Below are 24,984 nucleotides of genomic sequence, written 5' to 3' on the forward strand. Positions count from 1 at the left end.
GCCTTTCGCTCCAATCACCAGCTATGGATTCTAACTATCAATAATATATTATTAACGAAGTCCGTACGCTTTAATGATTTCTTGTGTGACTTTGTTGCCTTTGTCATCCCATGCGGATGCTTTTAGGGAAACGGATGTTGCGGATTTGTTATTGGTGATGGAAGCTGTAAATGTGTCCCCATTGCGGGTTAACTTTACCTTCTTCCATGTTTTCCCCTCATTGAAGGATACCTCAAGTGTTGCTCCATCCACATTTCCATAGCCAATGGCATCTTTTACTTTTTCTACAGATATCTGTAGTTGGGTTGGTCTGTTTAACAAGGCATCACCGTTTACATCAGTGTCAACTTGATAATTGAGTGAAAGAAACGGTAAATCTGTTCTAAATGACTCTTGTTTCTCAGTCCAAAAAGTCCATTCAGTGTGGGTGCGAACAGATGTGTTCCAGCGTTCTGCATCGCGTTTCGCTTCTGAAACTAATCGGAATTGAGTCCGTTCTTCTGGTGCAATTATGGTGCCTGCTATAGATTGACCTTTTCCTTCTTTTACCAATTCGCTACCTTGGTATAATTTATTCGTTTGGTTTTGTACAGAGTTATTATAACCGGTACCACCAGTATTCCCAAATCCTGCATCTGCCCATGCAGGTATATTAAATTGTAAATAATTATTCTGTCTGTTTGGCCCCCAATATCCTTCACCTAATGCAGGGCGAACTACCGGAGAGAACCAATTTTCAACAAGCTTTTGTCCTTTTTCATAAACTACACGTGGCTGGCGAATTTCCCATTCTTCATCAAGGACTTTTGCTTGGTGATACCAATACGTATCCTTTGTGGCAGACACATATTCCGTTCTTGTAGTAGGGAGGGAAATTTTGTATAGGAATCCGATTGCTCGTCTTGTGTACGGTCTCATGTCAAATCGGAACTCTCCACCATCTGTTTCTACATGGGAATTGTAATTTGTTTCAATTATTGTAAGGTCTTTGTTCTTAGGCTCGTATGCCAATTTTTTCGGAACATTGTCTTGATGTACATAATCTAGGTCATAGACGTATGGTGAATCCTTAGTTCCTTCGACTTGTAACTTCACATTTCCGGAACGAACCGCTTTAATTAGTTTGTCTCCTTCTGACTTACTGATAGCAGCGGCAGTAAGAGGCACTTCCCCTACATAAGCATTAAATTCCACATTTTCATAGTTTGCGATAATCAATAGCTTTGCACCTGCTGCAACTGCTGCAGCTGCTTGTTCGGATTCACTGATCGTTTTGCTGCGGTCTACCACAACTGCTTTACCTTTTGCATTCAAACGGTCGTAGTCTGCTTGTGCTCCTTCTCCGGCATAGATTGCCTTCAAGTTATGCTTTCCTTCTAAAAGGGTACTACCAGGCATCACGATATCATCCAGTTCTTTTCCTTTAAAATTAATGGTCAGGTATGGTTTTGCTAAGCGCCAGCGCGTTAGAAATTCAAACTCTCCAAGTTTTGTTTTCTTGGTTGGTGCTGCGTAAAGTTTATCCACCCATACAGGCATTAGATAGACACTGTGTACTGTACCTGTTCCCAGCGTCTGGTAGTATTCCATACGCTGATACATCGGTTCTGTTTTCTTAGGAACTTTGACTGTGATTTCGTTGGCTTTTCTTGCATCCAATTCCACCGTCTTCGGTCCATCGAGAACCACTTCTGGATCACCGACAAGGGCAACCCCTCTATGGTCCGTATTCACATCCACGTCCATCATTGACATCACGGAGTAAGTGCCTTTTTTCAGGCGAAGCTCTCTTGTTCCTGGTACTGCGATAGATTCTGGCTGCATGTTTTCGTTAAACATCACAACATATGCAAGGGCAGGTGAGCCATCGCGGTCTGTAGCATTCAATGTTAGTGTGTATCTTTCATCTTCTTTTATCGTAGCCATGGTTGTGTGGACCACAGTTTCTCCATTGGCACTTGCTGTTAAATGACCTTGGTAGCGTTGACCGCTTTCTCCGTAAGCAGGGTCTACTGTTACTTGAACGTCTGCAGTTCCATTAGACGGAACAGTAACGGTTGTTTGTGCCAATGTCAGCATGCCCTCAGGAGCCGCATTGCCATTTGCATCTGCAAAAGTAGCTTCAAGATCAAGGGTGATGTCTTGGTCGCTTTCATTTGTGTACGTTACTGTTTTCTCTACAGGTGTCGCTTCATCATGCGGCCATTGGAAGAAACCGAATGAAACGGAGCCTGTTGCTCTTATGTCTGTATTTAACGCTTTTACGATATCAATGCGTCCAGTACCGATATGGTATGGTTGGTAGTTTGGTAGTTTTTTCGCAGTATTCATCAGTGTTTCTTTTAATTCTTGAGGTGTGGCTTCAGGATTTTGTTGTAAAAGAATCGCCACTGCACCTGCTACGTGAGGTGTTGCCATGGATGTACCGTTCAAACTTTTATAAGAACCAGTTCCTGATGAGTATTGAGAGCGAGCGGCCATGATTCCTACTCCAGGTGCGGAAACATCAGGTTTTAATGCCATATCCCCAAGTCTTGGTCCTTTGGAGGAGAAGCTTGCCAGTTTGTCTGACTTATCTACTGCACCGATTGTAAGCGCAGCATCCGCAGCACCTGGAGATCCGACTGTTCCTTCGCCGTAGTTATTACCAGCTGCAATAACGAATAATGTTCCATGCTCTTCTGTCAGTGTGTTTACAGCTTGTGCCATCGGATCTGTGCCGTCACTGCCGACAGAGCTTCCAAGACTCATGTTAACAACATCTGCATTTTGAGCTGCCCATTCCATTCCTTCGATGATCCAAGAGGCAAGCCCGGATCCGTTATCGGCCAGCACTTTTCCGACTAGTAATCTAGCATCTGGGGCCACACCTTTATTTTGCCCTTCAGAAGCAGCACCAGTTCCGAGGATAGTAGAGGCTACGTGTGTGCCGTGTCCGTTTTTATCCTGCACTTCTTCACCAGGCACAAAGCTTACTGAATCATCCAGTTGTGGAGCAATGTCAGGGTGAGTCGGGTCAATACCCGTATCAAGTACGGCAACTTTGATGCCTGCGCCAGTTAGACCGGATTCCCAAGCAGAGTGCGTTCCGATTTGTGGCACGCTTTGGTGAAGGGTTGCTTCGACTTTAGCATCCAACCAAATTTTTTCAATTGCATAATCAAGTTGTACGGATTCTGGTTGTGTAGAGTCGGTTTTTTCCGACTGTACATCATTCCAGAAAGTTGTTGCTTCTTCTTTGTTTGTTTCTAAAGCAGCAGCGTTAATACTCTTAAGCTCACGTTGTTTCTTTGCGCCTTTTGGAGCTGCTTTTGTGGAAGAGGCTCTTGCCTTAGTCTCTTGGTATTCGACGATGATAGGAACCGTGGAGCTGTTGGTGTCATCAAATTGGTATTCTACTAGTTTTGTAATGTTGAAAAGGTTGTGGTCAAGCTTACCTTCTGCCAGGTAAGGCATCGCAGCATTCGGGTACACATATGTGTCGTCACCGACAGTGATGACGCGAATTCCATCCCCGTTGTTCTCGGCAGGTTCTACATTAATGACACTTTGTCCAGTTGGCAGAGCGGTTACATGAACGATATCCCCGGTAATTAAGGTGATTTTGGTTTCGCCAGTTCCTAGTTGATCGTTAACGATGGTTGGTTCATTAGCCGTTGTGGAATTGGTGGCTGCCCCAAGTGCCTGTCCCTGAAAAAGGGAAGTGGCAAGCATGAAAACGGCGATGACTGCTATAAAGCATGTTTTAAGTGTTGGCTTTCGCATGTGCATTCTCCTGTTCTAATAGTTGTTTGATAGGTTATGTAATTCTTAGAAGTTGATAGATGGGTAGAGTAGAATAGTTCGGGAATTCACCTCCTAGTATGTTTTGTGTGGGAATTTGTTACAAGATTTTAGTTGTTAATCTTTGAAGAGTAGTAATTTGGGTGATGATTCGTGATGCGAGGTTAATTGAATTGTAAGGGCTGTGTGAGTGTGTTGACAAATGGTGTTTTGAGTAGGTCTGGAGAACCATTTAAAAGTAGAGGAATGCGGAAAAGCGGTCGGAAATTAGCTCTGGAATGTTTCAAAAGTACTGAATAAGGGGTGGTGAGTTGGGGTTTTGAGGAAGGAGGAGGCTAAAAAGGGGGCTGACCCGTTGTGCGTTGGTTCTTTAGAAGGCTATGTCAACGCCTTGACGAAAGAAGGAAAGACCTCTAAGGAAAAACTTCTTGCGCTGGTGGAAGATGCACTTGAGCTTACTGAAGCCTCAAGCGCTACAACATTTATCCATATTTTTAAGATGCATATATTCTACCTTTCGAATCAAAAAGAAAAGTACTATGAATACTTGGAAGAAGAAGCATTCCCATTTTTGCTATATGAAAATAGTTATGGAGCATAGAAACCATTGAAGGTTACCATGCTCCACTATTTGTTTAACGTTAACGAAGTCCGTATGCTTTAATGATTTCTTGAGTGATCTTGTTGCCTTTGTCATCCCATGCGGATGCTTTCAGAGAAACGGATGTTGCAGATTTAGGATTAGTGATGGATGTTGTAAACATGTCCCCGTTGCGGTTCAGTTTTACTTTCTTCCATGTTTTCCCTTCGTTGAAGGAAACTTCAAGTGATGCACCGTCCACATTTCCATAGCCGATAGCATCTTTCACTTTTTCTACAGAGATGGAAAGGTTGGTAGGTCTGTTCAGCAATGCAGCCCCGTTCACATCCGTGTCTACGCCATAATTCAACGTAAGGAATGGAAGCGGAGATTGCCAAGGTTCTATCTCTTCTTTTGCTTTGAAAATCCATTCTGTATTCGTGCTAGTGGAAGTATCCCAACGCTCAGCGTCACGTTTTGCCTCTGTTACTACTCGGAACTCTTGCAGTTCATCCGTTAGAACACCAAAGCCATTGACAGCTTGACCTTTTCCTTCACGGATGAGTGTGTCCCCTTTGAATAGTGTGGTTGTTTGATTTTGGACAGAAACATCATACTCCGTGCCACCTGTATTACCTGAACCTGCATCTGCGTATGCTGGTACGTTAATTTGTAAAGAGTCCCCTTGGCGTTTAGGAGCCCAGTAGCCTTCTCCTAAAGCTGGGCGAACAACTGGTGAGAACCAATTTTCTACAAGTTTTTGTCCTTTTTCATAAACTACCCGCGGCTGACGAATCTGCCATGTTTCATCTAGGACTGTTGCCTGGTGATACCAATACGTATCCTTTGTGGCAGACACATATTCCGTTCTTGTAGTAGGGAAGGAAATTTTGTATTGGAATCCGATTGCTCGTCTTGTGTACGGTCTCATGTCAAATCGGAACTCTCCACCATCTGTTTCCACATGGGAATTGTAATTTGTTTCAATAACTGCAAGATCTTTATTCTTCGGCTCGTATGCCAATTTTTTCGGAACATTATCTTGATGGACATAATCAAGGTCATAGGCGTAAGGTGAGTCCTTTGTTCCTTCGACTTGCAATTTCACATTTCCGGAACGAACTGCTTTAATCAGTTTGTCACCTTCTGATTTACTGATAGCCGCAGCCGTCAGAGGGATATCCGTATATTCTGGTGTATGAACAGATTCGTTGAATTCTAGATTTTCATAGTTGGCAATGATCAATAGCTTTGCACCTGCTGCAACAGCTGCTGCGGCTTGTTCGGACGCACTGATTGTTTTGCTGCGATCTACTACTACAGCTTTACCTTTTGCATTCAAGCGATCGTAGTCTGCTTGTGCTCCTTCACCTGCATAGATTGCCTTTAAGTTATGTTTTCCTTCTAGTAGAGTACTTCCAGGCATCACGATATCATCAAGTTCTTTGCCTTTGAAATTGATGGTCAGGTATGGCTTTGTTAAGCGCCAGCGTGTCAAAAATTCAAACTCTCCAAGTTCTGTCTTTTTAGTTGGTGCTGCGTAAAGTTTATCCACCCATACAGGCATTAGATAGACACTGTGTACTGTACCTGTTCCCATCGTCTGGTAGTATTCCATACGCTGATACATCGGTTCTGTTTTCTTAGGAACTTTGACTGTGATTTCGTTGGCTTTTCTTGCATCCAATTCCACCGTCTTCGGTCCATCGAGAACCACTTCTGGATCACCGACAAGGGCAACCCCTCTATGGTCCGTATTCACATCCACGTCCATCATTGACATCACGGAGTAAGTGCCTTTTTTCAGGCGAAGCTCTCTTGTTCCTGGTACTGCGATAGATTCTGGCTGCATGTTTTCGTTAAACATCACAACATATGCAAGGGCAGGTGAGCCATCGCGGTCTGTAGCATTCAATGTTAGTGTGTATCTTTCATCTTCTTTTATCGTAGCCATGGTTGTGTGGACCACAGTTTCTCCATTGGCACTTGCTGTTAAATGACCTTGGTAGCGTTGACCGCTTTCTCCGTAAGCAGGGTCTACTGTTACTTGAACGTCAGCCGTTCCATTAGACGGAACAGTAACGGTTGTTTGTGCCAATGTCAGCATGCCCTCAGGAGCCGCATTGCCATTTGCATCTGCAAAAGTAGCTTCAAGATCAAGGGTGATGTCTTGGTCACTTTCATTTGTGTACGTAACTGTTTTCTCTACAGGTGTCGCTTCATCATGCGGCCATTGGAAGAAACCGAATGAAACGGAGCCTGTTGCTCTTATGTCTGTATTTAACGCTTTTACGATATCAATGCGTCCAGTACCGATATGGTACGGTTGGTAGTTTGGTAGTTTTTTCGCTGTATTCATCAGTGTTTCTTTTAATTCTTGAGGTGTGGCTTCAGGATTTTGTTGTAAAAGAATCGCCACTGCACCTGCTACGTGAGGTGTTGCCATGGATGTACCGTTCAAACTTTTATAAGAACCTGTTCCTGATGAGTATTGAGAGCGCGCTGCCATGATTCCTACTCCAGGTGCGGTAACATCAGGCTTTAATGCCATGTCACCAAGTCGCGGTCCTTTGGAAGAGAAGTTCGCAAGTTTGTCCGCTTTATCAACAGCACCAATAGTAAAAGCTGCATCGGCTGAACCAGGAGAGCCAACACTGCCTTCTGCACCAGCATTACCTGCTGCAATGACAAACAATGTTCCATGTTCTTCTGTTAGAGTGTTGACAGCTTCCGCCATCGGATCCGTGCCGTCACTTCCGACAGAGCTGCTAAGACTCATGTTAACGACGTCTGCGTTTTGAGCTGCCCATTCCATTCCTTCGATGATCCAAGAGGCAAGCCCGCTCCCGTTATCGGCCAGCACTTTTCCTACTAGTAATCTAGCATCCGGTGCCACACCTTTGTTTTGGCCGTCAGAAGCAGCGCCAGTTCCGAGGATAGTAGAGGCAACGTGTGTGCCGTGTCCATTTTTATCCTGCACTTCTTCACCAGGCACAAAGCTTACTGATTCATCCAGTTGTGGAGCTATGTCAGGGTGAGTCGGGTCAATCCCGGTATCAAGTACGGCAACTTTGATGCCTTCACCGGTTAGACCGGATTCCCAAGCAGTGTGCGCTCCAATTTGTGGCACGCTTTGGTGAAGGGTTGCTTCGACTTTAGCATCCAACCAGATCTTTTCAATTGCATAGTTAAGTTGAACAGATTCAGGTTTAGATTCGTCCGTCTTTTCTGATTGCACATCATTCCAGAAAGTTGTTGCTTCTTCTTTGTTTGTTTCTAAGGCAGCAGCGTTAATACTTTTAAGTTCACGCTGTTTCTTTGCGCCTTTTGGAGCTGCTTTTGTGGAAGCTGCTCTTGCTTTATTTTCCTCGTATTCAACGATGACAGGGACTGTGTTGCTGTTTTTGTCATCAAATTGGTATTCTACTAGTTTTGTAATGTTGAAAAGGTTGTGGTCAAGCTTTCCCTCTGCTAGGTAAGGCATCGCAGCGTTTGGGTACACATATGTGTCGTCACCGACTGTGATGACGCGAATTCCATCACCCTTGTTCTCGGCAGGTTCTACATTAATGACACTTTGTCCAGTTGGCAGAGCGGTTACATGAACGATATCCCCGGTTATTAGGGTGATTTTGGTATCGCCAGTTCCAAGTTGATCGTTAACGATGGTTGGTTCATTAGCAGTTGTAGATTTGGTGGCTGCCCCAAGTGCCTGGCCTTGAAAAAGGGAAGTGGCAAGCATGAAGACAGCGATAATTGCTATAAAGAAAGTTTTGAGTGTTAGCTTTCGCATGTGCATTCTCCTGTTCTGATAGTTGTTTGATAGACTATGTAATTCTTAGAAGTTGGTCGGTAGGTAGAGTAGAGTAGAGCGGGAATTCACCTCCTGAAATGAGATCCGATTGTCTGTCGATGTTAAGAAACGTCTTAGATGTGGGGTAAAAAAATGATCGTGAGTAATTCGTGTTGCGAAGTTAATTGAATTGTAAAGGCTGTTTGGCTGTGCTGACAAATGGTGTTTTGGACGGGTCTAAAGAACTATCTGAAAAGGTGAAAAGTGGGGTGTAATATCGAAAATAACCTTTGGAATGTAACAAAAGTACTGAAAGGGAGGCGGGGAGTTGGGGTTTTGGAGGATGAAGAGGCACATTTTGTGTATGTTTTAGGAATGGAACGCCAAAAGGAAAGCGAGAGGGGAAAACGTGTTGCATAGTGGTCCAATGGAGCGCGAAAAGGAAAGCGAGAGGGGAAAACGTGTTGCATAGTGGTCCAATGGAACGCGAAAAGGAAAGCGAGAGGGAAAAACGTGTTGCATAGAGGTTCAATGGAACGCGAAAAGGAAAGCGAGAGGGAAGAACGTGTTGCATAGTGGTTCAATGGAGCGCGAAAAGGAAAGCGAGAGGGGAAAACGTGTTGCATAGTGGTCCAATGGAGCGCGAAAAGGAAACCAAGAAGAAAAATACGTTCAAATGGCGCACAACACAATGATACGTAAAAAAAACGCGTGTCATAATGGTGCTATGACACGCAAGATATAGTCGAGCCTGAACAAGATGTAAGCATATGAGGTCAAGCCAATTATTATGTCATTTCTCTCCCGAAAAAAAGAATTGATCCACAAGCTCCTGAAGCTTTATCCATTCCTTACCGCCCTCAGAGCTAAAAACACTGTCCTTCCTAAGGCTATCCATCGCACTCTCCACAAGGAAACGCCTAGGTGCAATGCCGGTTTTCCCGCTTAACTCCTGTTGAATAAATTCCAACAACTCGGCTACCCGCTTATAATCAGCCCCACCAGAAAGATTCTTCTTCAAGTCGCTCACTGCATGGGCAATAGCATGTGGCAGAGTCCATTCATGTTCTCCTTCTTGCGGCACCCAGCGGGCCATCGACTCCGCTTCAACCAGTACCTCACCTGACTCCGCTACATCCTCCACTATTTTCACCAAGCGATTGACGCTGTACTGGACAACTTTATGAATATCCAGCTTCTTATCGTGGGTCATCGTGTAGTATCTGATGCCGTGATTCAGGATTCCGAGGTACATGATGGCACAATCCCACAGGTATTCTCGTTTTCCCTCTCCGAAAATCTCCAAGAATCGTTGGTGCACCCACCTGAGCATTCTTAGCTGGCTCTTTTGGATGAAATCCTTTAACTCCGAATCATTTATGAAGATTACTTCCTCAAATAGCGATATTAATTTATTCGCCCGATTTGTCTCCATCTGCAGTACAAATTGTTTAATGAAGATATTAATGTCTGAAGGGTCTTGACCGATCAGGAGGTCGTTCCGTTCTTTTTCCATTTTTTTGTATAAAGTTTTGAACAAGGCTATTAAAAGTTCGTTTTTGGAAGAAAAATAATTATACAAGGTTCCTTTGGCGATCCCGCTCTCGTCCAGAATGTCTTGAATAGAAGTGGCTTGAAAGCCTTTTTCTATAAAAAGTTTATGAGCACATGTGAGAACATGCAGTTTCCGATCTTTCATTTTATCACCTAATTTAAGTAGACTGACGGTACAAAAATAATAGTACACCAAAATATTTTTTAACACAAATAGCAAATTAGCAAAGTTTTCAAGATTGATAAATATGAACTGATGGTATAAAATTGGTGTAGATGTAATAGTAGTATAAAAAATGTACTGTTAGTATAAATGGAGGAGAAAGAATGCAGCAATCAGCACCAAACAAAATTTCAAACCGTCCGCCATATGGTATTTTGGCCATTTTAATGATCGGCGCGTTTATTGCTTTTTTAAATAATACATTATTGAATATTGCCCTGCCGTCCATTATGACGGAACTTGAAGTGGGGCCATCGACGGTACAATGGCTGACAACAGGCTTCATGTTGGTCAACGGGGTATTGATTCCAACCACAGCTTTCCTTATTCAAAAGTATTCTGTCCGGAATTTGTTCATCGTCGCAATGGGTCTTTTTGCCGTTGGGACGGTTATCGCCGGTTTTGCACCGGTTTTCTGGATTCTTTTAGCAGGAAGAATGATGCAGGCTTCAGGGTCGGCCATTTTAATGCCGCTCCTGATGAATGTTATGCTGGTCAGCTTCCCGATTGAAAAACGCGGGACTGCGATGGGGGTATTCGGCCTTATCATGATGGGGGCACCGGCCATTGGGCCTACGCTTTCCGGTTGGTTAATTGAACATTATGATTGGAGAATGCTTTTCCATTTTGTTTCTCCAATCGCGGTTGCCGTCTTGTTATTAGGTGTTTTTCTATTAAAGGATAGAAAAGAAAAGCAGGATATTCGTTTGGACCAAGTTTCGGTCGTCTTGTCGAGTGTCGGTTTCGGTGGATTATTGTATGGATTTAGTTCTGCGGGTTCCAAAGGATGGGATAGCCCGCTTGTTTACGGAACCATTGCAATTGGTATGTTTACGTTAGTTTGGTTTATTTTACGTCAGCTTCGAAAAGATAAACCGATGCTGAACTTCCGAATCTTTCGGTATCCGATGTTCGCTTTATCATCTGCAATCTCCATGGTTATCACGATGGCCATGTTCTCCGGGATGATTTTGTTGCCGATCTATGTGCAGACAATCCGTGGGATTTCCCCATTGGATGCAGGATTACTGATGTTACCGGGTGCAATTGTGATGGCGTTGATGTCTCCGATTACCGGGAAGTTGTTTGACAAGTACGGTGGACGCGCGCTCGCGATTACTGGTTTGACGATTACGGTCGTAACGACGTACTTTTTTAGTCAATTGACATTTGAAACGACCTATACGCAACTGTTGATCTTGTATACTGTTCGTATGTTTGGGATGTCGATGGTATTCATGCCGGTTTCCACGAACGGGTTGAATCAGCTGCCAACACGCTTCTACCCGCACGGTACCGCGATGAACAACACGTTACAGCAGGTATCCGGTGCAATTGGAACGGCATTGCTTGTGACGCTGATGTCTACACGGGCAGAAAGTGTTGGCCGCGAGCTTTCAGGTGATGCAATGGCAGCGTTGGGTGCGAACCCATCCACTGAAGCCATTGCTGGTGTCCAACAGCAAGTCATGATGCAAGGAATGTTGGAAGGAATCAATTTTGCCTTTTTCGTGTCGACGTTTATTGCGGTGGTTGCACTCGTGTTGTCTTTCTTTATTAAGCGGGCGACACAGGCGGAGGACCTTGTGGATTCAGATGAGCCGGAGCCAATGGGCGAGCTGGCAAGCGCTGGTGAGCGCAAGGTGAAAACGGAACTGGTAGGGAATAATTAAATGTTGTGTGGGAAGTCCGCTTCTGCCTTTTGGGTGGGGGCGGCTTTTTTTTGTTTGGGGTTAGGCAGGTGGGCCAGGGTGTACATATTTGTGCATGTCGATTAATGCGTTTTTTGTCGAATGGCATTTAAATGAGGAAAAGTGGCTTATAAAATCAAAAGTTGGCTTATAAAATCAAAAGTTGGACAATAAATCGAAAACTTGGCTTATAAATTCCAGGAGTGGACAAATAAAATAGACGTTGCTACTTATCTGGATGTTAATTTTAGTGTTTTTTAAGCATAATGGAAGGAGGAGACGTGTTTTAGCTACATTGAATCTTTTTATAGTGAGAGGAAGGTAAAATTATGATAACGGAAGTTGCATTTTTTAATATAAATGAAGGAATGGAAACTGATTTTGAAAAAGATTTTGCAGTAGTAGCCGGACAAACAATCGCTCTTTCTAAAGGCTATATTGCTCACACTTTACATAAATGCATCGAGACAGACGGGAAATATATGGTGCAAGTGGAGTGGGAAACGCTTGATGACCATATGAAAGGCTTTGTGGGATCTGATTTATTTAAGGAATGGGTTAAGAAAATGGACCATTATTTCAAACCTGATATTTATATGGAGCATTTTCGCTTGGTAAAATAAATCGGAAGGGGTGGTAAAACTGAAAGATAAAGGAAAATCTCCAGTAAATTATGATCAAAAACTTAACATCAAGACGTCTGATATACAGATGGGAATTCACCGCTCTTTTACCTATCATCGCTATGAGCCGACTCCATATGAAGCGTTGGACCGGCTGTTTGAAGTATATATGGTAGACTCCTGTGACCACGTGGTTGACTTTGGTTGTGGAAAAGGCAGGTTGAATTTTTACTTAGCGCATCAGTTTGGGCCTAGGGTAACCGGAATTGAAATGAATGAAACATTTTACGAGGCTTGTTTGCGGAATTTGACCGCCTATAAAGGTAAGGGAAGACAGGATATTGAGTTTGAACGGTGCTTGGCGGAAGAATATGAGATACCTGAAACTGCGAATGTATTTTATTTTTTTAACCCGTTTACGGTGGATATCTTCCGGAGAGTGGTGGATAATATTCTTTACTCTATGGAGCGATGGTACCGTCCTGTTGAAATTGTCCTTTATTATCCAGCTCCGGATTATGTGTTTTTTTTAGAAAATCATTCGATGTTTACCCTCAAGCTAGAGGTGCAGCTTGAGGGCTATGAGAAAAATGCGAATGAACGATTTTTGGTGTATGAACTCGCAATATCAGGAAGTTAGCGAGAGAAAACATCAGAAATCACAGCATCCAGCCCATCTAGATCCTCACGACCGACCATTTTATACTTACATTTCCCGCTGCGCAAATAACTATAGATGATTTGCGCTTTATCAATTTCAAAGCGGCTGACTTCACAGGGTTCGGCAGGGACGGTATCAGACAATCCATGAGAAAGCGCTGCTTCGATATCTTGCCGGACTTTCCTCGTTATTCCATCTTCACCTTTATATACCTCACTGAACAGCACATCCGTCCTCTTGATTACAAAGCATTTTACCCTTTCTTCATCCAGTCTTTCGACCACCACCATTACATGGTTTCCCTCGGTAAAATTCATCACGTCTTCTTTTTGTAAAAGAGCCTGCAAGGATTGAATGCAGTTGCGGTAGTTTGCTGCACGCTCAAAATCTAAGTCAGCCGCAAGCTGCCCCATCTCCCGCTGCATGTCTTCCAGCAACTTTGCACTTTCCCCATTAAGCAAGGCTATCAGCTGTTCCACAATGGCATTGTATTCACGGACCGCTTTGCCGCCGAGACAGATGCCGCGGCAAAGGCCAAGGGAATAGTTGAGGCAGGGAGAACCGTTGATGGCAGGGTTGGAGCAGTCTAGGCGGTACACATCCTTCAATCCGCGGATCGCAAAGCTGACTGTTTTCCTGCTTGTATAGGGTCCAAAGCTCCAGGCATCTCCGCCTCGTAATGGTTGGGTGGATGGGCGGAGACGGTAGAGCTTGCCGACTTTACGGATTGTTAGATAGAGGAAGGCTTCTGGTGTTTTCATTTGGCGGTTGTATTGCGGACGGATTTCTTGGATGAGCTGCCATTCGAGCAGTAAGGCTTCAAATTCTGTGTCTGTTTCGATGATTTCTAGGTTATGGATGTGTTTGACGAGCTTCCGGACTTTATTGGAGTGAGCGGATGACTCTCGGAAATAGGATTGAACGCGTTGGCGAAGACGTTTTGATTTTCCGACATAGATGACTTGGCCGGCGGAGTCTTTCATGAGATAAACGCCTGGTGTAGCGGGTAATTCTTTTATTTTTTGTAAAAGACTCATGACTGATCACCTCTCTAGGAAGATAGTTCTATGTTTAAATTTTCTAAACCTTACAAAAACGTGTGTGTTCATGTAGAATTAGAAGTGTCATTACTTAATAGAGTACCAAATATAATAAGAAACTCACAAGAAATAAGAGGGGGTCATTCCATTGAGCAGAGAAACATGGAAAAAGGTATTTAGTACGATTCCGGATTTGGAATTGGTGGAATTAGCGGACTTTTGGTCGATTCAGGTAAAAGGCTTCCGTCAAATAAATCAGGAAAATATAAGACAAGCGAGGGCCATGGTCATCACAGAGGCTTTGAAGCCGCGAAATCTAAAAATGATTAAAGCCTATTACACGATAAACGATGATGAATCAGATGAACCGGCTGATAAAGGGGAAGAAATTACGTTAGATGCGTTGATAGAATTATATGAAGAAGGCAAAGAACTGCATCTGATCCTTGGTGGCTTATATGCAAGTGAAGAGGAGAAGTTTGAGCAGCTTGCTTTGGAGCTTGAAGAGTCGCTTTTAGAAAAATATAAGGTGGATGATTTAAGTAGTCTGATAGATAGAAAAGAACAAAAGGAAGAAGAAGCTTCACCTGTAGTAGCAGAATCCGCCTCCACAACAGAGTGGGAGAAAAAATGGAATAAATCTGAAGACAAGAACAAGGATTTGCGTGCAAAAATAGGGGAGTGGGAAAAAAAGTACTCGCAGTTAAAACAGCAATCTAAGGAAGAGAAACAGACAGCATGGAGCGAAAAGCTTAAGCTGCAGCAGGAACTTGGAACAGAACGGGCGCAACATAGGGAGACGGTAGAAAATAACAAGAAAACCGCTGAGGAAAACGACGTGCTGAAGGAAGAAGTGGCAAAGTTGAAGGGGGAAATTTCTCACTTAAACGCGATGTTACTTCTTCAACAACAAGAAGTTGCCGCAACAGCAGCGAAGCCGGATGAAAAACAACCTGCTGCAACGAATACAAAGGAAATTGTCTTGGTGGGGGATCCGAAGAATAAATTAACAGAAAATTCAGTAAAACACACTTTTCGTGTGTTGGAATTGAAGGATGTACCAGAAGCGCTGGAGTCTGATTTGCTTGAAAAATGCGATGAGGTTTGGATAATGACGTATCTTGTTCCACCGCAGATGAGACGAAAAATTAAACGAACGGTACAAAAAAGTATAAAAGAGTTTAGCGATTTCCCGACATTGAAACGTTATATAGAGAAAGGTTGAGAGAGATGAATAAGGTTTGGGAGAATGACTTAGTTGGTGTGCTGGCAGATGTGGATCAGAGTGAGCTACTCTATAGGGACTCCATTTTAATAAATAAGCAGGATAGTCTCCAGTTTTTTGTCCGAATCATTTCACAGCCAGCCGAAAGCTTTCCGAATGTCAAAGCGGTGACAGGTTTTTACTCGGATCTGGAGAAATGGGGATTTGAGGATGACTATTCGCAGCCAGAATTTATCCGAAAAGAAAAGCTGAGGGAATGGCTTGATGATCGGTTGTTAATTTTCAAGGTGGAAAAACGTATCCGTTATAATCACGAGGAAGTGTATAACATGTTCGGCGTGCGTGTGATGCCGAAGCTTCCAAGCTATGAAAAGGACTTAAAGCTGATTCCTGTTCCTATTTTTAGCAAAAAAATAAATGGGATGGAGCAGGGGGAATTCATCTCAAGGCTTATGGAGAAGAAATTTGTCGGCCGCATTGCGGAAGTGTCGCATGAAGCCAATGACACCCCGCCGATTGTGCTTTGGAGAAAAGAAACGAATGAGGACGAGGAGTTTACCGTGTATGGTGTGTTCGAGAAACATCAGTATGCACATGGAGGATTTAACTTTGAATTACGTGATGCGCTAAAAAGGCTTGATTTGGAAGAAGATTGGCTGGATGAATGTTACCTTACCGATGAAAGTCCAAATGTTGCATTTTTGCCGATTGGGATTTACCAGAAGTTATTACATCGTTTAGAAGCGCAAGAGGCGGTGGAGATGGCTGATGTGTCTGAACGAGAAAATTCACCTCAAGTGACGGGAAGCGGGGCAGTTTCTAGTGAGAATCAAACCTCACCAGAACTTGAGCACAGCAGGCAGGAAGTTGCTGTTTCCGTTATGGAAAAGCCAACAAGCGATAGCGTTGCACCTGCTCCAAAAGGAAACGAAAAGGAACAGGAGTTTTTGGAGCTACTCTACAGCCACACCCAAGACGCGGGACTTATTTATCGCAAAGAGAATCTAATCAATTTTCACACTTCCATGAAGTCATCGTCCCTTGTGATCTTGTCCGGTATGAGTGGAACGGGGAAAACGAAGCTGGTGGAATTGTATAGTCAGTCACTTGGGCTAAAAGGGGAGCAGCTTACAGTCATACCGGTAAGTCCGTCCTGGACGTCCGATTCAGACCTGATCGGCTATGCGGACACGTTGAATATGGTGTACCGTCCTGGGGATTCCGGGCTGATCAATGCACTTAGAAAAGCGGAAGATGACAAAGACAAATTGTATATCATTTGCTTTGATGAAATGAACTTGGCACGGGTGGAACATTATTTTTCTCAATTCTTATCGATTATGGAAATGGATCATGGGAAACGTGTGCTGAGGTTGTATAACGATGATTTGGAGAGCAGGCTGTACAATTCGGCACAGTATCCGCCGACCATCGTGATTCGTGAAAATGTCCTGTTTGTCGGCACCGTCAATATGGATGAATCGACCTATCATTTTTCCGATAAAGTGTTGGATCGTGCGAATGTGTTGTCTCTGGATGTGATGCCGTTCAGTGAGATGAAACAGCTTCCTGAAAAGAAAAAAGGGATGGTCGCACGGGCTGATGAAGTCGATTATGACACCTTTGAATCTTTTCAATATAAAAATAGAAGTTTAAGCCTTCTTGATGATGAACTTGCATTATTGTGGGAGGTTCATAAAATGATGCAAAATGTGAACAAGCAGGTCGGAGTGGGTCCGCGGATTGTGAAACAGATTGATCAATATTTGGGCAATCTTCCGGTGCAGAACTATATTTTACGCGAGGATGCCTTTGACCTCCAAGTCGTGCAGAGAGTTTTAACGAAGGTAAGAGGGTCAGAAGATCAGCTTAGGGAGTTGCTTGGACGCTATAATCGTGAGAAGGATACCGTGGAAGGCAGTTTATTTATTCGGTTATTTGACCGCTACACAAGTGTTTCCATCTTCAAGGAAAGCAGAAATGTCATCAAACAAAAAGTGAAAGAGCTGAAATATAATGGATACACCATGTAGCACGCAGCCTTTTTCGGTCATTTTTACACATGTTTTTCAAAATGGATTCCGGGAGGACTCTGAGGTCCAAAGCTTTGTCGAGCATCTCTCTGACTGGGATGAAACCGTACATGTCTACACGGAAATTCGGGAGAATGTGAATCTTGAGCTGCGCTTTCGATGTGAGGATCACGGTGCAAGATGTTATATGGATGGTTTTGACGGGCTTAGGGATGACAGGTTACTGGTTGATCAGGAGTCAGAGGAAAATTATCTTGGCTGCAATGGTCATGTAACGCTTTTCAGGCACTCTACTTCCGATAATTATTATCCGTATATTCCCGGCTTGTATAGTTTGAGGGTGGAAACGTCGGATGGGAGGACGTTTTACACGCTCGTGAAGGTCATTTCCAACAGGTTGTTTGATGATCAGCTTGCCACGATGCGCTCTGAAGTGGAAGGGAAATTAAAAGGTGTTGCGCTTGATGTCATACGCAAACAACATAGTCCGAAGAGTTTAGCGGCACTGCGGATTGACCCCAAGTTGTTCCGCCAATATCAGGTGTTGCAGCATTATTTCACTGATATTTATGCGATTGTTTCGGACCTTGCCCAAAAGGTGAGGTCGTCGGTTGCGAAGGAATACCATATGCAGCCTGCTGAAATGCCGGCGCATGTGGACGTTGTGTCAATCCAGCATAGGCTGAAGCGGCCTGATACGATGAATCTGGTGAAATCGGTGCAAAAACGAATAGAGTATGACTTGCCGGAAAACCAGATGTTAAAGGCAATTTTAGAAAAGTGGAATCGATTATTGCATGAATTTGTGGCTTGTATGGACACCACCATTAAAGGGTTATCCAATCGCAAGGACTATTCGTTTGCCATCTCCCTTCCTTTGGAGAGAAAGCGGCGCCTAGTAGAGGAACTAAAGGAATATCGCGGAAAAGCGATGCGGATGAGTGGTGCGTTAAACCTTGTCAAATCCAGTCACTGGTATCAGGAGGTGTCCTACAGAAAGGCACTTGCGGTACCGAAAGTCATGTTTGTGGACGTGCGGTACCGAAAGCTTTATCAGATTGATCAGGCTCTTGATGGAGACGAAATTCCTGTGCATACAGGGCTTGGGCAGCAATGGAAACGGACTGATCAGTTGTACGAGATTTGGGGTTGGCTGCAGGTGGTGGATGTGTTTGGTGAGCGGGACAGGGGAGGTCATGATCAATCGCTGTCCTTGCATGATGAGTGGAAAGTTGGGGGAAGCAGCTTCGAAATAACTGCCAAGCCAGTCGCAAAAGATAACATGATTAAGTACCAATTTGGGGAAGTTTCCCTGCATATTACCTATGACGGAACGATTCCCGGTAATCCGGAAGCGACAGATAAATGGACGGTACCTGTCTACACAACCGGCACAAATAATAACCCGGATGTACGGATGGATTTGTTTGTGAGAGAAATTTATGTTGGCACCATTATGATTGACATGAAGTATCGGAAGCGTCATGCGCTGACAGATTCAATGAGGCAGCTGACAAGCTATGCCGATAATGTGAGATCTCCTTATATTTATGGGAAAAAGCGTTGGCAGAAGTATCGCCCGGTTCATCAGGTGCTTGTGCTTTATCCGGAAAAACACGGTGGGCTTGAAGTGGAGGAGCTGGACGGCAAAAGTATCAGCTTTGTCCCACTGACGCCTGCCGAGGATCAGACCGTTTTCCAAGAGACACTAAGGTGGCTTGTGGCGGAAATGCTTTTGGAGGCGGAGGAGGAAGGGATAGAGTAGGGCATGAATGTAGCGGCAAAGCTCCTCGTTTTGGGAGCTTTGTTTTTTGTTAAGGGCGCTAGTGCTAATATGGATATATTAGATTTACAATGGATAAATGATTTTTATAATGGATATATCGTTTTTACAATGGATATATCCCCGCTTATAGTGGATAAATCCAATTGCCCCGTCAACAACTTAACCTTAACAGCTACCTTATCGCAGGTACTTTGATTTTCACGGTGAATTCTTCGACTTTACACACAAAATCCAAGAATCCCTGGTGATCTTCCACAATATCCTTTATTATTTTCGTCCCCAATCCTTCGTGCTCGCCACCCTTAGTTGTATGTCCATAAGTAGCGAACAGGGAGTCCAGTACATCCACCGGTACAGGCAAGGTGTTATTTTTGCATACTAACATATACAGACCGCTGCGTTTATAGAACTGTAACGTCAACATTGCTTGTTCGCCGCGTTCGCGCTGCCATTCCTCGCAAGCATCTAAGCTGTTGCTCAATAGATTCCCGAGTAGTGCTACAATCTTTTGGTCGCTAATCGGCAATGTAGACAAAGGCAGATCCAGATCATATACCATACTGATTCCTGAAGCTTTTCCACGTCGGTACATTTGATGAAGAACGCCAGCGACCACCCCGCGCTCTCCTCTAATGGAATAGTTTGTTTCTTCGTAGTTTTCCACTAGATTATCGAGATACAATTTAGCCTCTTCTGCCTTACGGTCCTCCAGCATGAAGTGGACGGCTGATACGTGCTTGAGAAAATCATGACGCTCGCTTCGGACAATTCGGAACGTTTCATTGATATGAATTCGTTGCTCTTCGTGTTGAGCGAGGTCCCGATTTAATCTAGTAAAATGGCGAGCAGTCGTTAACCTAACATATTCCCCAGCAACAAATATTAATATTGGTGCAAAAGACACCCCTGTTGGTAGAGGAGCTGTTAGAGCAACTATCACGACCAGCAGTTGTGCCATTCCGAGCACACTATTGACCTTCCAACCTAAACTTTCAATCTGTGCTGCTACTTTTCTATGAAAATAAAACGCGAGTGCCGCGGCAACTATTAGGCTTATATAGAAGGGAACCCACTGGCCTAAAAGTGCGTGTATATGTAAAAATAAGAGCGCCCCTAGCGCACCATAGTAAACGGAGGAAGTTTTCAATCCCAATCAATCCTTTTTAGAAATAGTTCTCTTGCAGAAAGTCTACTTTATCTTTTGTAATCATCGCTTGTTCTTCCATCCCTTCAAAAGAGACAATGTAAGAGTTCTTCGCATAGAGGGAGAAGTTTTTTACATGATGGATGTTAATGATGAAGGAACGGTGGGAGCGTAGAAAATCTCGTTCGCGCAGTTCTCCTTCTAGTTCATTTAACGTCTGGTAGGTTTTGATGGGCCCGCTTTTTGTATAGATAGTGGTAGAGCGGCCAGACCTTTCAATAAAAACGATGTCCTTTTTTTGAACAATATGGATGTCGTTTTTTTGCTTGAGATAAAGCCGGCCCGCGATTTCGGCAGACTTGGATTTCTCCAGAAGTCTTTCAATGCTTTTTACAAGACGGTCTTTTGGGTAGGGCTTCATGATATAGTCGTGAACGTTTAGTTCAAAGGCATGTACGGCATAGCCGCTTGTGCCTGTAACAAAGATGACCGAAATATTCAATGCGTGCGAGTGAATGATGTCTGCAAGCTCATAGCCAGAGAGGTTTGGCATCTCAATGTCTGCAATCAAAAGGTCCACGTCTTCTTTTTTTATATGTTCATAGGCTTCTTCGGCAGATTGAGTGGAGAAGACAATCTCCATATTTGGTATACCTGCCACAATGCCATTGAGTTTATCCAAATCAATGTATCTGTCATCTACAAGACCAACCCTCATTGTATTCCCTCACCTTGTTGTTATTGGTACATCCCATTTTCATGGTAATTATCTTTATTTTACCATCAAAAAGGGTGGAATAGTCATTTTCGCGACATCAAACGGAATATTCACGACAGAACTAGAGATTCATAACTAAATAATTTGTATGATGAAAACAAGAAATCAAACAGATGGGGTGAAAGAAACATGATCGAAATTAATCAAGTGACAAAGAAATTTCAAGATAAAAAGGTTTATGTGACAGCGCTCAAACATGTGACATTTACGGTGAATAAAGGCCAGGTAGTCGGTTTGCTAGGGGAAAACGGTGCCGGAAAGACGACGTTGTTAAGATCCATTGCAACGTTATTAACTCCGACAGAAGGGTCGATCAGTGTGGCGGGTTTTGATACGGTTAAGAATTCCGATTCTATCAAAAGAAAAATCGGGGTACTTTTCGGAGGAGAGACGGGATTATATGACCGACTGACTGCCCGCGAGAACCTGGAGTACTTTGCGGCTCTATACGGAATGAGCAAGCACGAGACTAAGGTTCGGATTGAAGAATTGGCTAAAATGTTCGGGATGAAGGATTACTTGAATCGCAAGGTCGGCGGCTTTTCGAAAGGGATGCGTCAAAAGGTGGCAATAGCACGCACGTTGATCCATAACCCGGATATCATCTTGTTTGATGAGCCGACAACCGGCTTGGACATCACATCCTCTAACGTATTTCGCCAGTTGGTCCATCAGCTGAAGCGTGACGGGAAAACCATCATTTTCTCCAGTCACATCATGGAAGAAGTCAGTCTGTTGTGCGATACGGTGGCGATGATGCATAAAGGCGAGCTCGTCCACCATGGCTCTTTGGAAGCTTTATATAAATCTGAAGGTTCTCGAGATCTTAACTATATCTTCATGAGTAAATTGGTAAGGGGGAACGAACATTATGCTTCGTAAAATATACTTTAAAGAAATGAAAGATTCATTCCGGGACAGACGTACACTTTTATTGACGGTTTTATTGCCGATTGTGATGATGACAGGACTTGTGTTGTTTTATGAAAGCATGCTGTCAGATGGGGAAGGGGAAACTTATACCCTAGCTGTGAATGAAGCATTTGGTGCAGAGGAAGAAGCGTTGTTTGCTGGGATAGAGAATATTGAGTTTGTGAAAAGTGCAAATCCAGAAGTGGCATTGGAAGAAGGAGAAGCACAGGCTGCGTTGATGATGGAGAGCGGATTTTTTGGAAAAGTGGAGAACGGAGAAGCCGCGGTTGTCACGCTTGTAGGAAATTCTTTTAGTCAAAACTCTTCTATGTTAATGAGCCAGGTCACTAGTGTTCTGGGAGCCTATGAAAAACTGGTTATTGCAGATCGACTAGAAGCACAAGGTACCCCTCAGGATCTTGTTCAACCATTTACGATTGAGCAGAAGGAACTGACAGAGGAAACAGCAGGTGTGAACATGGTTGCCATGCTTGTACCGTTAATTTTAGCTTTAGCGATTGGAATTGGAGCAGGCCCATCCGCCTCTGATTTGTTTGCTGGAGAAAAAGAGAAAAAAACGATGGAAGCGTTATTGATGACACCAGTAAACCGCATGACTTTGTTACTTGCCAAGTGGCTGACCATCTCAACGATTGGTGCACTAACTGGTATTGTCACGTTGATTGTGGTGGCGTTGGAAATTACCTTCTTAACGGAAAATATGAAAAGTGCCATTTCGTTTGGTGAAAATGTTTACTTGATTGTTGGATTTGCCATTTTAGTCTCAGTTGTTTATGCGATGTTTATGGCAACTTTCCAAATGATTACAAGCATCATGGGCAAAACGGTAAAAGAATCACAGAGTTACAGCACACCAATCATGATGATTGCGGTATTCCCGATCATGATCATCTCGGGAATCGGAATCAATGAACTATCATTCGAACACTTTGCCATTCCTATCATGAACATATTCACCGTACTCAAAGAACTCAGCTTCGGCATCATCAACTACGAACACCTCGCCATCATGATCGGCAGCAACCTAATCTGCATCATCGTGGCATTCATCATAGCCAGAATCATGTTCTTGAAGGATAAATGGGTGATGAACTAAAAAGGGGTCTGACCCGCTGTGCGGTGAAGTGATAAAGAAGTAAAGAGGGGTCTGACCCTCACTGCGTTAATGTGTTAAATCATCCCCGAATTAATAATCAAATAGAACATGCACCTCCCAGCTAGCTTTCTGCATAGGCTATTAGGCAGAAGTCTAGTTAGAGGAGGTTTTTTTATGTATTCCTATCAACATTTTGGCCAAAATCCTTATGCACATCGGCATACACCAACTGATGAGCGGTTGATTTATGTCTATCCTCGTCCAAGGCCATATTACCCTTACTACTATCCATATTACCCGGCGCCATATTATTATCCATATTATCATCCTCGTCCACGCCCGTACCCGTATTACAGAACGGAAGACAATGAAATGCGTGCAAGCTGGCGGGAGTGGGAAGATCTTGGATCGCCTTTGCTTGGGATGAAGGGGGCACCTGCTGTTGCTTCCTGGTCCGCCAATCGTCTTGACACGTTTGTCCGTGGGGAAGACAACCGGTTGTGGCAGAAGTTTTGGAACGGAAGACGCTGGAGTCGGTGGAATGACCTTGGCGCCCCACGTGGCGGATTAAGAAGTTCTCCGGCAGCCGTGTCTTGGGGGCAAAATCGCATTGATACGTTCGCCCGCGGTGCCAATGAAGGTATGTGGCACAAGTGGTGGGATGGACAGCGTTGGAGTCAGTGGGAAGACCTTGGTTCCCCGCGAGGTGGCTTTAAAGGAACGCCGTCTGTAGCTTCTTGGTCTGTCAATCGTTTGGACTGCTTTGTACAAGGGATGGACAATAATATGTGGCACAAATGGTGGGACGGTTCTAGCTGGAGTCAGTGGGAGAATCTCGGTGCCCCACGCGGCGGCTTAACTGGTTCTCCAGGGGCAGTGTCATGGGGACCGAATCGCATCGATTGCTTTGTCAGAGGATTGAATGAGCGCATGTGGCACAAATGGTGGGACGGGAGAAGTTGGAGCAGCTGGGAGAATCTTGGTACCCCAAGAGGAGGATTTGAAGGAGCTCCAGCCGCATCTTCATGGGCACCAAATCGGATTGATGTATTTGTAAAAGGTGACGACAACCGCATGTGGCAGAAATATTGGAACGGACAACGCTGGAGTGAGTGGGGCAATCTTGGTGCACCTCGTGGTGGTGTACAATCCCATCCAGCAGCCGTTTCATGGGGCATGGGCAGAATTGATACTTTTGTCCGAGGCAACAACAAGAAAATGTGGCATAAGTGGTATGCTTAAATGACAGAATATTATTGATATTAAGCGGAGATGAGTATAAACTGGTAATACCAAACATAAATTTGGTATTACCAGTTTTCTTTTTAACCAAATAAAGGAGGCAACTAACAATCATGAGGGCAAGCGATAAAATCGAAAAGCTTTTTATTCAAAAAGTTCTCAAGGGGGAATTTTCACCTGGTACCCAAATTCCATCAGAACGTGAACTTGCAACGCTTTTTGAGGTGGGGCGGCCTGTCATTCGTGAAGTTCTGCAACGTCTTGAACGTGATGGCTGGCTTACGATCCGCCATAATCAGCGTGCTACGGTGAATGACTATTGGAAAGAGGGCAACCTCATGACCATCGCTCACATTTTGAGTGAAGAAGACAGCATTCCGAACGAGTTTATCATTCACCTTCTCGAGCTAAGAAAAAACCTTTCCCCTTCCTATGTAAAAGGAGCGGTCATACATAAACCACTTGAGGTCATTTCTTTGTTAAAAGAAAGCGAAAGCGTCACCGACAATCCGGTCTCCTTTGCCGAATACGACTGGCATCTCCAACGGGGACTTGCGGCCGCATCGCCGAATCCTATTTATCTCCTTATTCTAAATAGCTTCGGTAACCTTTATCTTAAGCTGGCAACCTATTATTTTACAGATTCCTCATACCGGAATGCCTCTAAGAACTACTACCTGAAGCTGATGGAAGCGACTTTAGAAAAGGACGGCGACAAAGCGGAACAACTAGTGCACAACATGATGGAACAAAGCATCAAGATGTGGCAGGATCAAACGGCTGTAAAATAAATCAAAAC

17 protein-coding genes are annotated in these 24,984 nt (G+C 43.9%); 11 read left to right on the forward strand and 6 right to left on the reverse strand.

All coding sequences use genetic code 11. The features are described from left to right. Nucleotides 1-51: 51 nt before the first annotated feature. A complete protein-coding gene (locus LG307_RS03915) occupies nucleotides 52-3,765 on the reverse strand; it encodes a S8 family peptidase (protein ID WP_404448338.1) in 3,714 nt (1,237 codons plus the stop codon). A 373-nt stretch (nucleotides 3,766-4,138) separates the two neighbouring features. Here LG307_RS03915 and LG307_RS03920 point away from each other — a divergent pair, with 373 nt between their 5' ends. After that, the gene (locus LG307_RS03920) at nucleotides 4,139-4,384 is read left to right on the forward strand and encodes a hypothetical protein (protein WP_404448339.1); all 246 of its coding nucleotides are present in this window, start codon (nucleotides 4,139-4,141) and stop codon (nucleotides 4,382-4,384) included. 40 nt (nucleotides 4,385-4,424) lie between these two features. Here LG307_RS03920 and LG307_RS03925 read toward each other — a convergent pair whose 3' ends face one another. Beyond that, nucleotides 4,425-8,156 (reverse strand): S8 family serine peptidase, encoded by a 3,732-nt coding sequence (locus LG307_RS03925; protein ID WP_404448341.1) that lies wholly within the window; start codon nucleotides 8,154-8,156, stop codon nucleotides 4,425-4,427. Between the two features lie 793 nt (nucleotides 8,157-8,949). After that, a complete protein-coding gene (locus tag LG307_RS03930; RefSeq protein ID WP_404448343.1) occupies nucleotides 8,950-9,855 on the reverse strand; it encodes a TetR/AcrR family transcriptional regulator in 906 nt (301 codons plus the stop codon). 182 nt (nucleotides 9,856-10,037) lie between these two features. Here LG307_RS03930 and LG307_RS03935 point away from each other — a divergent pair, with 182 nt between their 5' ends. The 3 genes from LG307_RS03935 (at nucleotide 10,038) to LG307_RS03945 (ending at nucleotide 12,887) form a co-directional block, all read left to right on the forward strand. Beyond that, nucleotides 10,038-11,606: a DHA2 family efflux MFS transporter permease subunit gene (locus LG307_RS03935; protein WP_404448345.1), complete on the forward strand. Its 1,569-nt coding sequence runs from the start codon at nucleotides 10,038-10,040 to the stop codon at nucleotides 11,604-11,606. A gap of 347 nt (nucleotides 11,607-11,953) precedes the next feature. Next, nucleotides 11,954-12,247, forward strand: a complete 294-nt coding sequence (locus tag LG307_RS03940) for an antibiotic biosynthesis monooxygenase family protein (protein WP_404448347.1) — start codon at nucleotides 11,954-11,956, stop codon at nucleotides 12,245-12,247. Between the two features lie 88 nt (nucleotides 12,248-12,335). Next, the gene (locus LG307_RS03945; protein ID WP_404450373.1) at nucleotides 12,336-12,887 is read left to right on the forward strand and encodes a methyltransferase domain-containing protein; all 552 of its coding nucleotides are present in this window, start codon (nucleotides 12,336-12,338) and stop codon (nucleotides 12,885-12,887) included. On the opposite strand, the gene LG307_RS03950 is transcribed toward LG307_RS03945, so the two are convergent. Continuing rightward, entirely contained in the window at nucleotides 12,884-13,945 is a 1,062-nt protein-coding gene (locus LG307_RS03950; RefSeq protein ID WP_404448348.1) for a GIY-YIG nuclease family protein, read from the reverse strand. The two genes, LG307_RS03945 and LG307_RS03950, sit on opposite strands and share 4 nt — an antisense overlap. 151 nt (nucleotides 13,946-14,096) lie before the next feature. Between LG307_RS03950 and LG307_RS03955 the strand changes: the two genes are divergently transcribed. Genes LG307_RS03955 through LG307_RS03965 form a run of 3 tightly spaced genes read left to right on the forward strand, consistent with a single transcriptional unit; the run spans nucleotide 14,097 to nucleotide 18,971 of the window. Then, a complete protein-coding gene (locus LG307_RS03955; RefSeq protein ID WP_404448350.1) occupies nucleotides 14,097-15,173 on the forward strand; it encodes a hypothetical protein in 1,077 nt (358 codons plus the stop codon). Nucleotides 15,174-15,178: 5 nt separating this feature from the next. Then, the gene (locus LG307_RS03960) at nucleotides 15,179-17,206 is read left to right on the forward strand and encodes an McrB family protein (RefSeq protein ID WP_404448352.1); all 2,028 of its coding nucleotides are present in this window, start codon (nucleotides 15,179-15,181) and stop codon (nucleotides 17,204-17,206) included. Further along, nucleotides 17,190-18,971 carry a hypothetical protein gene (locus LG307_RS03965; RefSeq protein ID WP_404448354.1) on the forward strand — a complete coding sequence of 594 codons (1,782 nt, stop codon included), beginning with the start codon at nucleotides 17,190-17,192 and terminating at the stop codon, nucleotides 18,969-18,971. The genes LG307_RS03960 and LG307_RS03965 overlap by 17 nt, the downstream gene beginning before the upstream one ends. A gap of 193 nt (nucleotides 18,972-19,164) precedes the next feature. On the opposite strand, the gene LG307_RS03970 is transcribed toward LG307_RS03965, so the two are convergent. Together LG307_RS03970 and LG307_RS03975 are read right to left on the reverse strand one after the other, a co-directional pair. Beyond that, nucleotides 19,165-20,139 (reverse strand): sensor histidine kinase, encoded by a 975-nt coding sequence (locus tag LG307_RS03970; RefSeq protein WP_404448356.1) that lies wholly within the window; start codon nucleotides 20,137-20,139, stop codon nucleotides 19,165-19,167. A gap of 16 nt (nucleotides 20,140-20,155) precedes the next feature. Further along, nucleotides 20,156-20,854 (reverse strand): LytR/AlgR family response regulator transcription factor, encoded by a 699-nt coding sequence (locus LG307_RS03975; protein WP_404448358.1) that lies wholly within the window; start codon nucleotides 20,852-20,854, stop codon nucleotides 20,156-20,158. Nucleotides 20,855-21,043: 189 nt separating this feature from the next. Between LG307_RS03975 and LG307_RS03980 the strand changes: the two genes are divergently transcribed. The 4 genes from LG307_RS03980 to LG307_RS03995 all read left to right on the forward strand — a co-directional run bounded on the left by LG307_RS03980 (nucleotide 21,044) and on the right by LG307_RS03995 (nucleotide 24,976). Further along, complete coding sequence (locus LG307_RS03980; RefSeq protein WP_404448360.1) at nucleotides 21,044-21,796, forward strand: ATP-binding cassette domain-containing protein; 753 nt, start codon at nucleotides 21,044-21,046, stop codon at nucleotides 21,794-21,796. Further along, nucleotides 21,786-22,943 carry an ABC transporter permease gene (locus LG307_RS03985; protein WP_404448362.1) on the forward strand — a complete coding sequence of 386 codons (1,158 nt, stop codon included), beginning with the start codon at nucleotides 21,786-21,788 and terminating at the stop codon, nucleotides 22,941-22,943. Before LG307_RS03980 ends, LG307_RS03985 begins: the two co-directional genes overlap by 11 nt. Nucleotides 22,944-23,117: 174 nt before the next feature. Then, a complete protein-coding gene (locus LG307_RS03990; RefSeq protein ID WP_404448364.1) occupies nucleotides 23,118-24,185 on the forward strand; it encodes a carbohydrate-binding protein in 1,068 nt (355 codons plus the stop codon). A gap of 113 nt (nucleotides 24,186-24,298) precedes the next feature. Continuing rightward, a complete protein-coding gene (locus LG307_RS03995; protein ID WP_404448366.1) occupies nucleotides 24,299-24,976 on the forward strand; it encodes a GntR family transcriptional regulator in 678 nt (225 codons plus the stop codon). Nucleotides 24,977-24,984 lie beyond the last annotated feature (8 nt).

Origin of the sequence: Sutcliffiella horikoshii, assembly GCF_044809035.1 — a bacterium.
GTDB classification, from domain to species: Bacteria; Bacillota; Bacilli; order Bacillales; family Bacillaceae_I; genus Sutcliffiella_A; species Sutcliffiella_A horikoshii_G.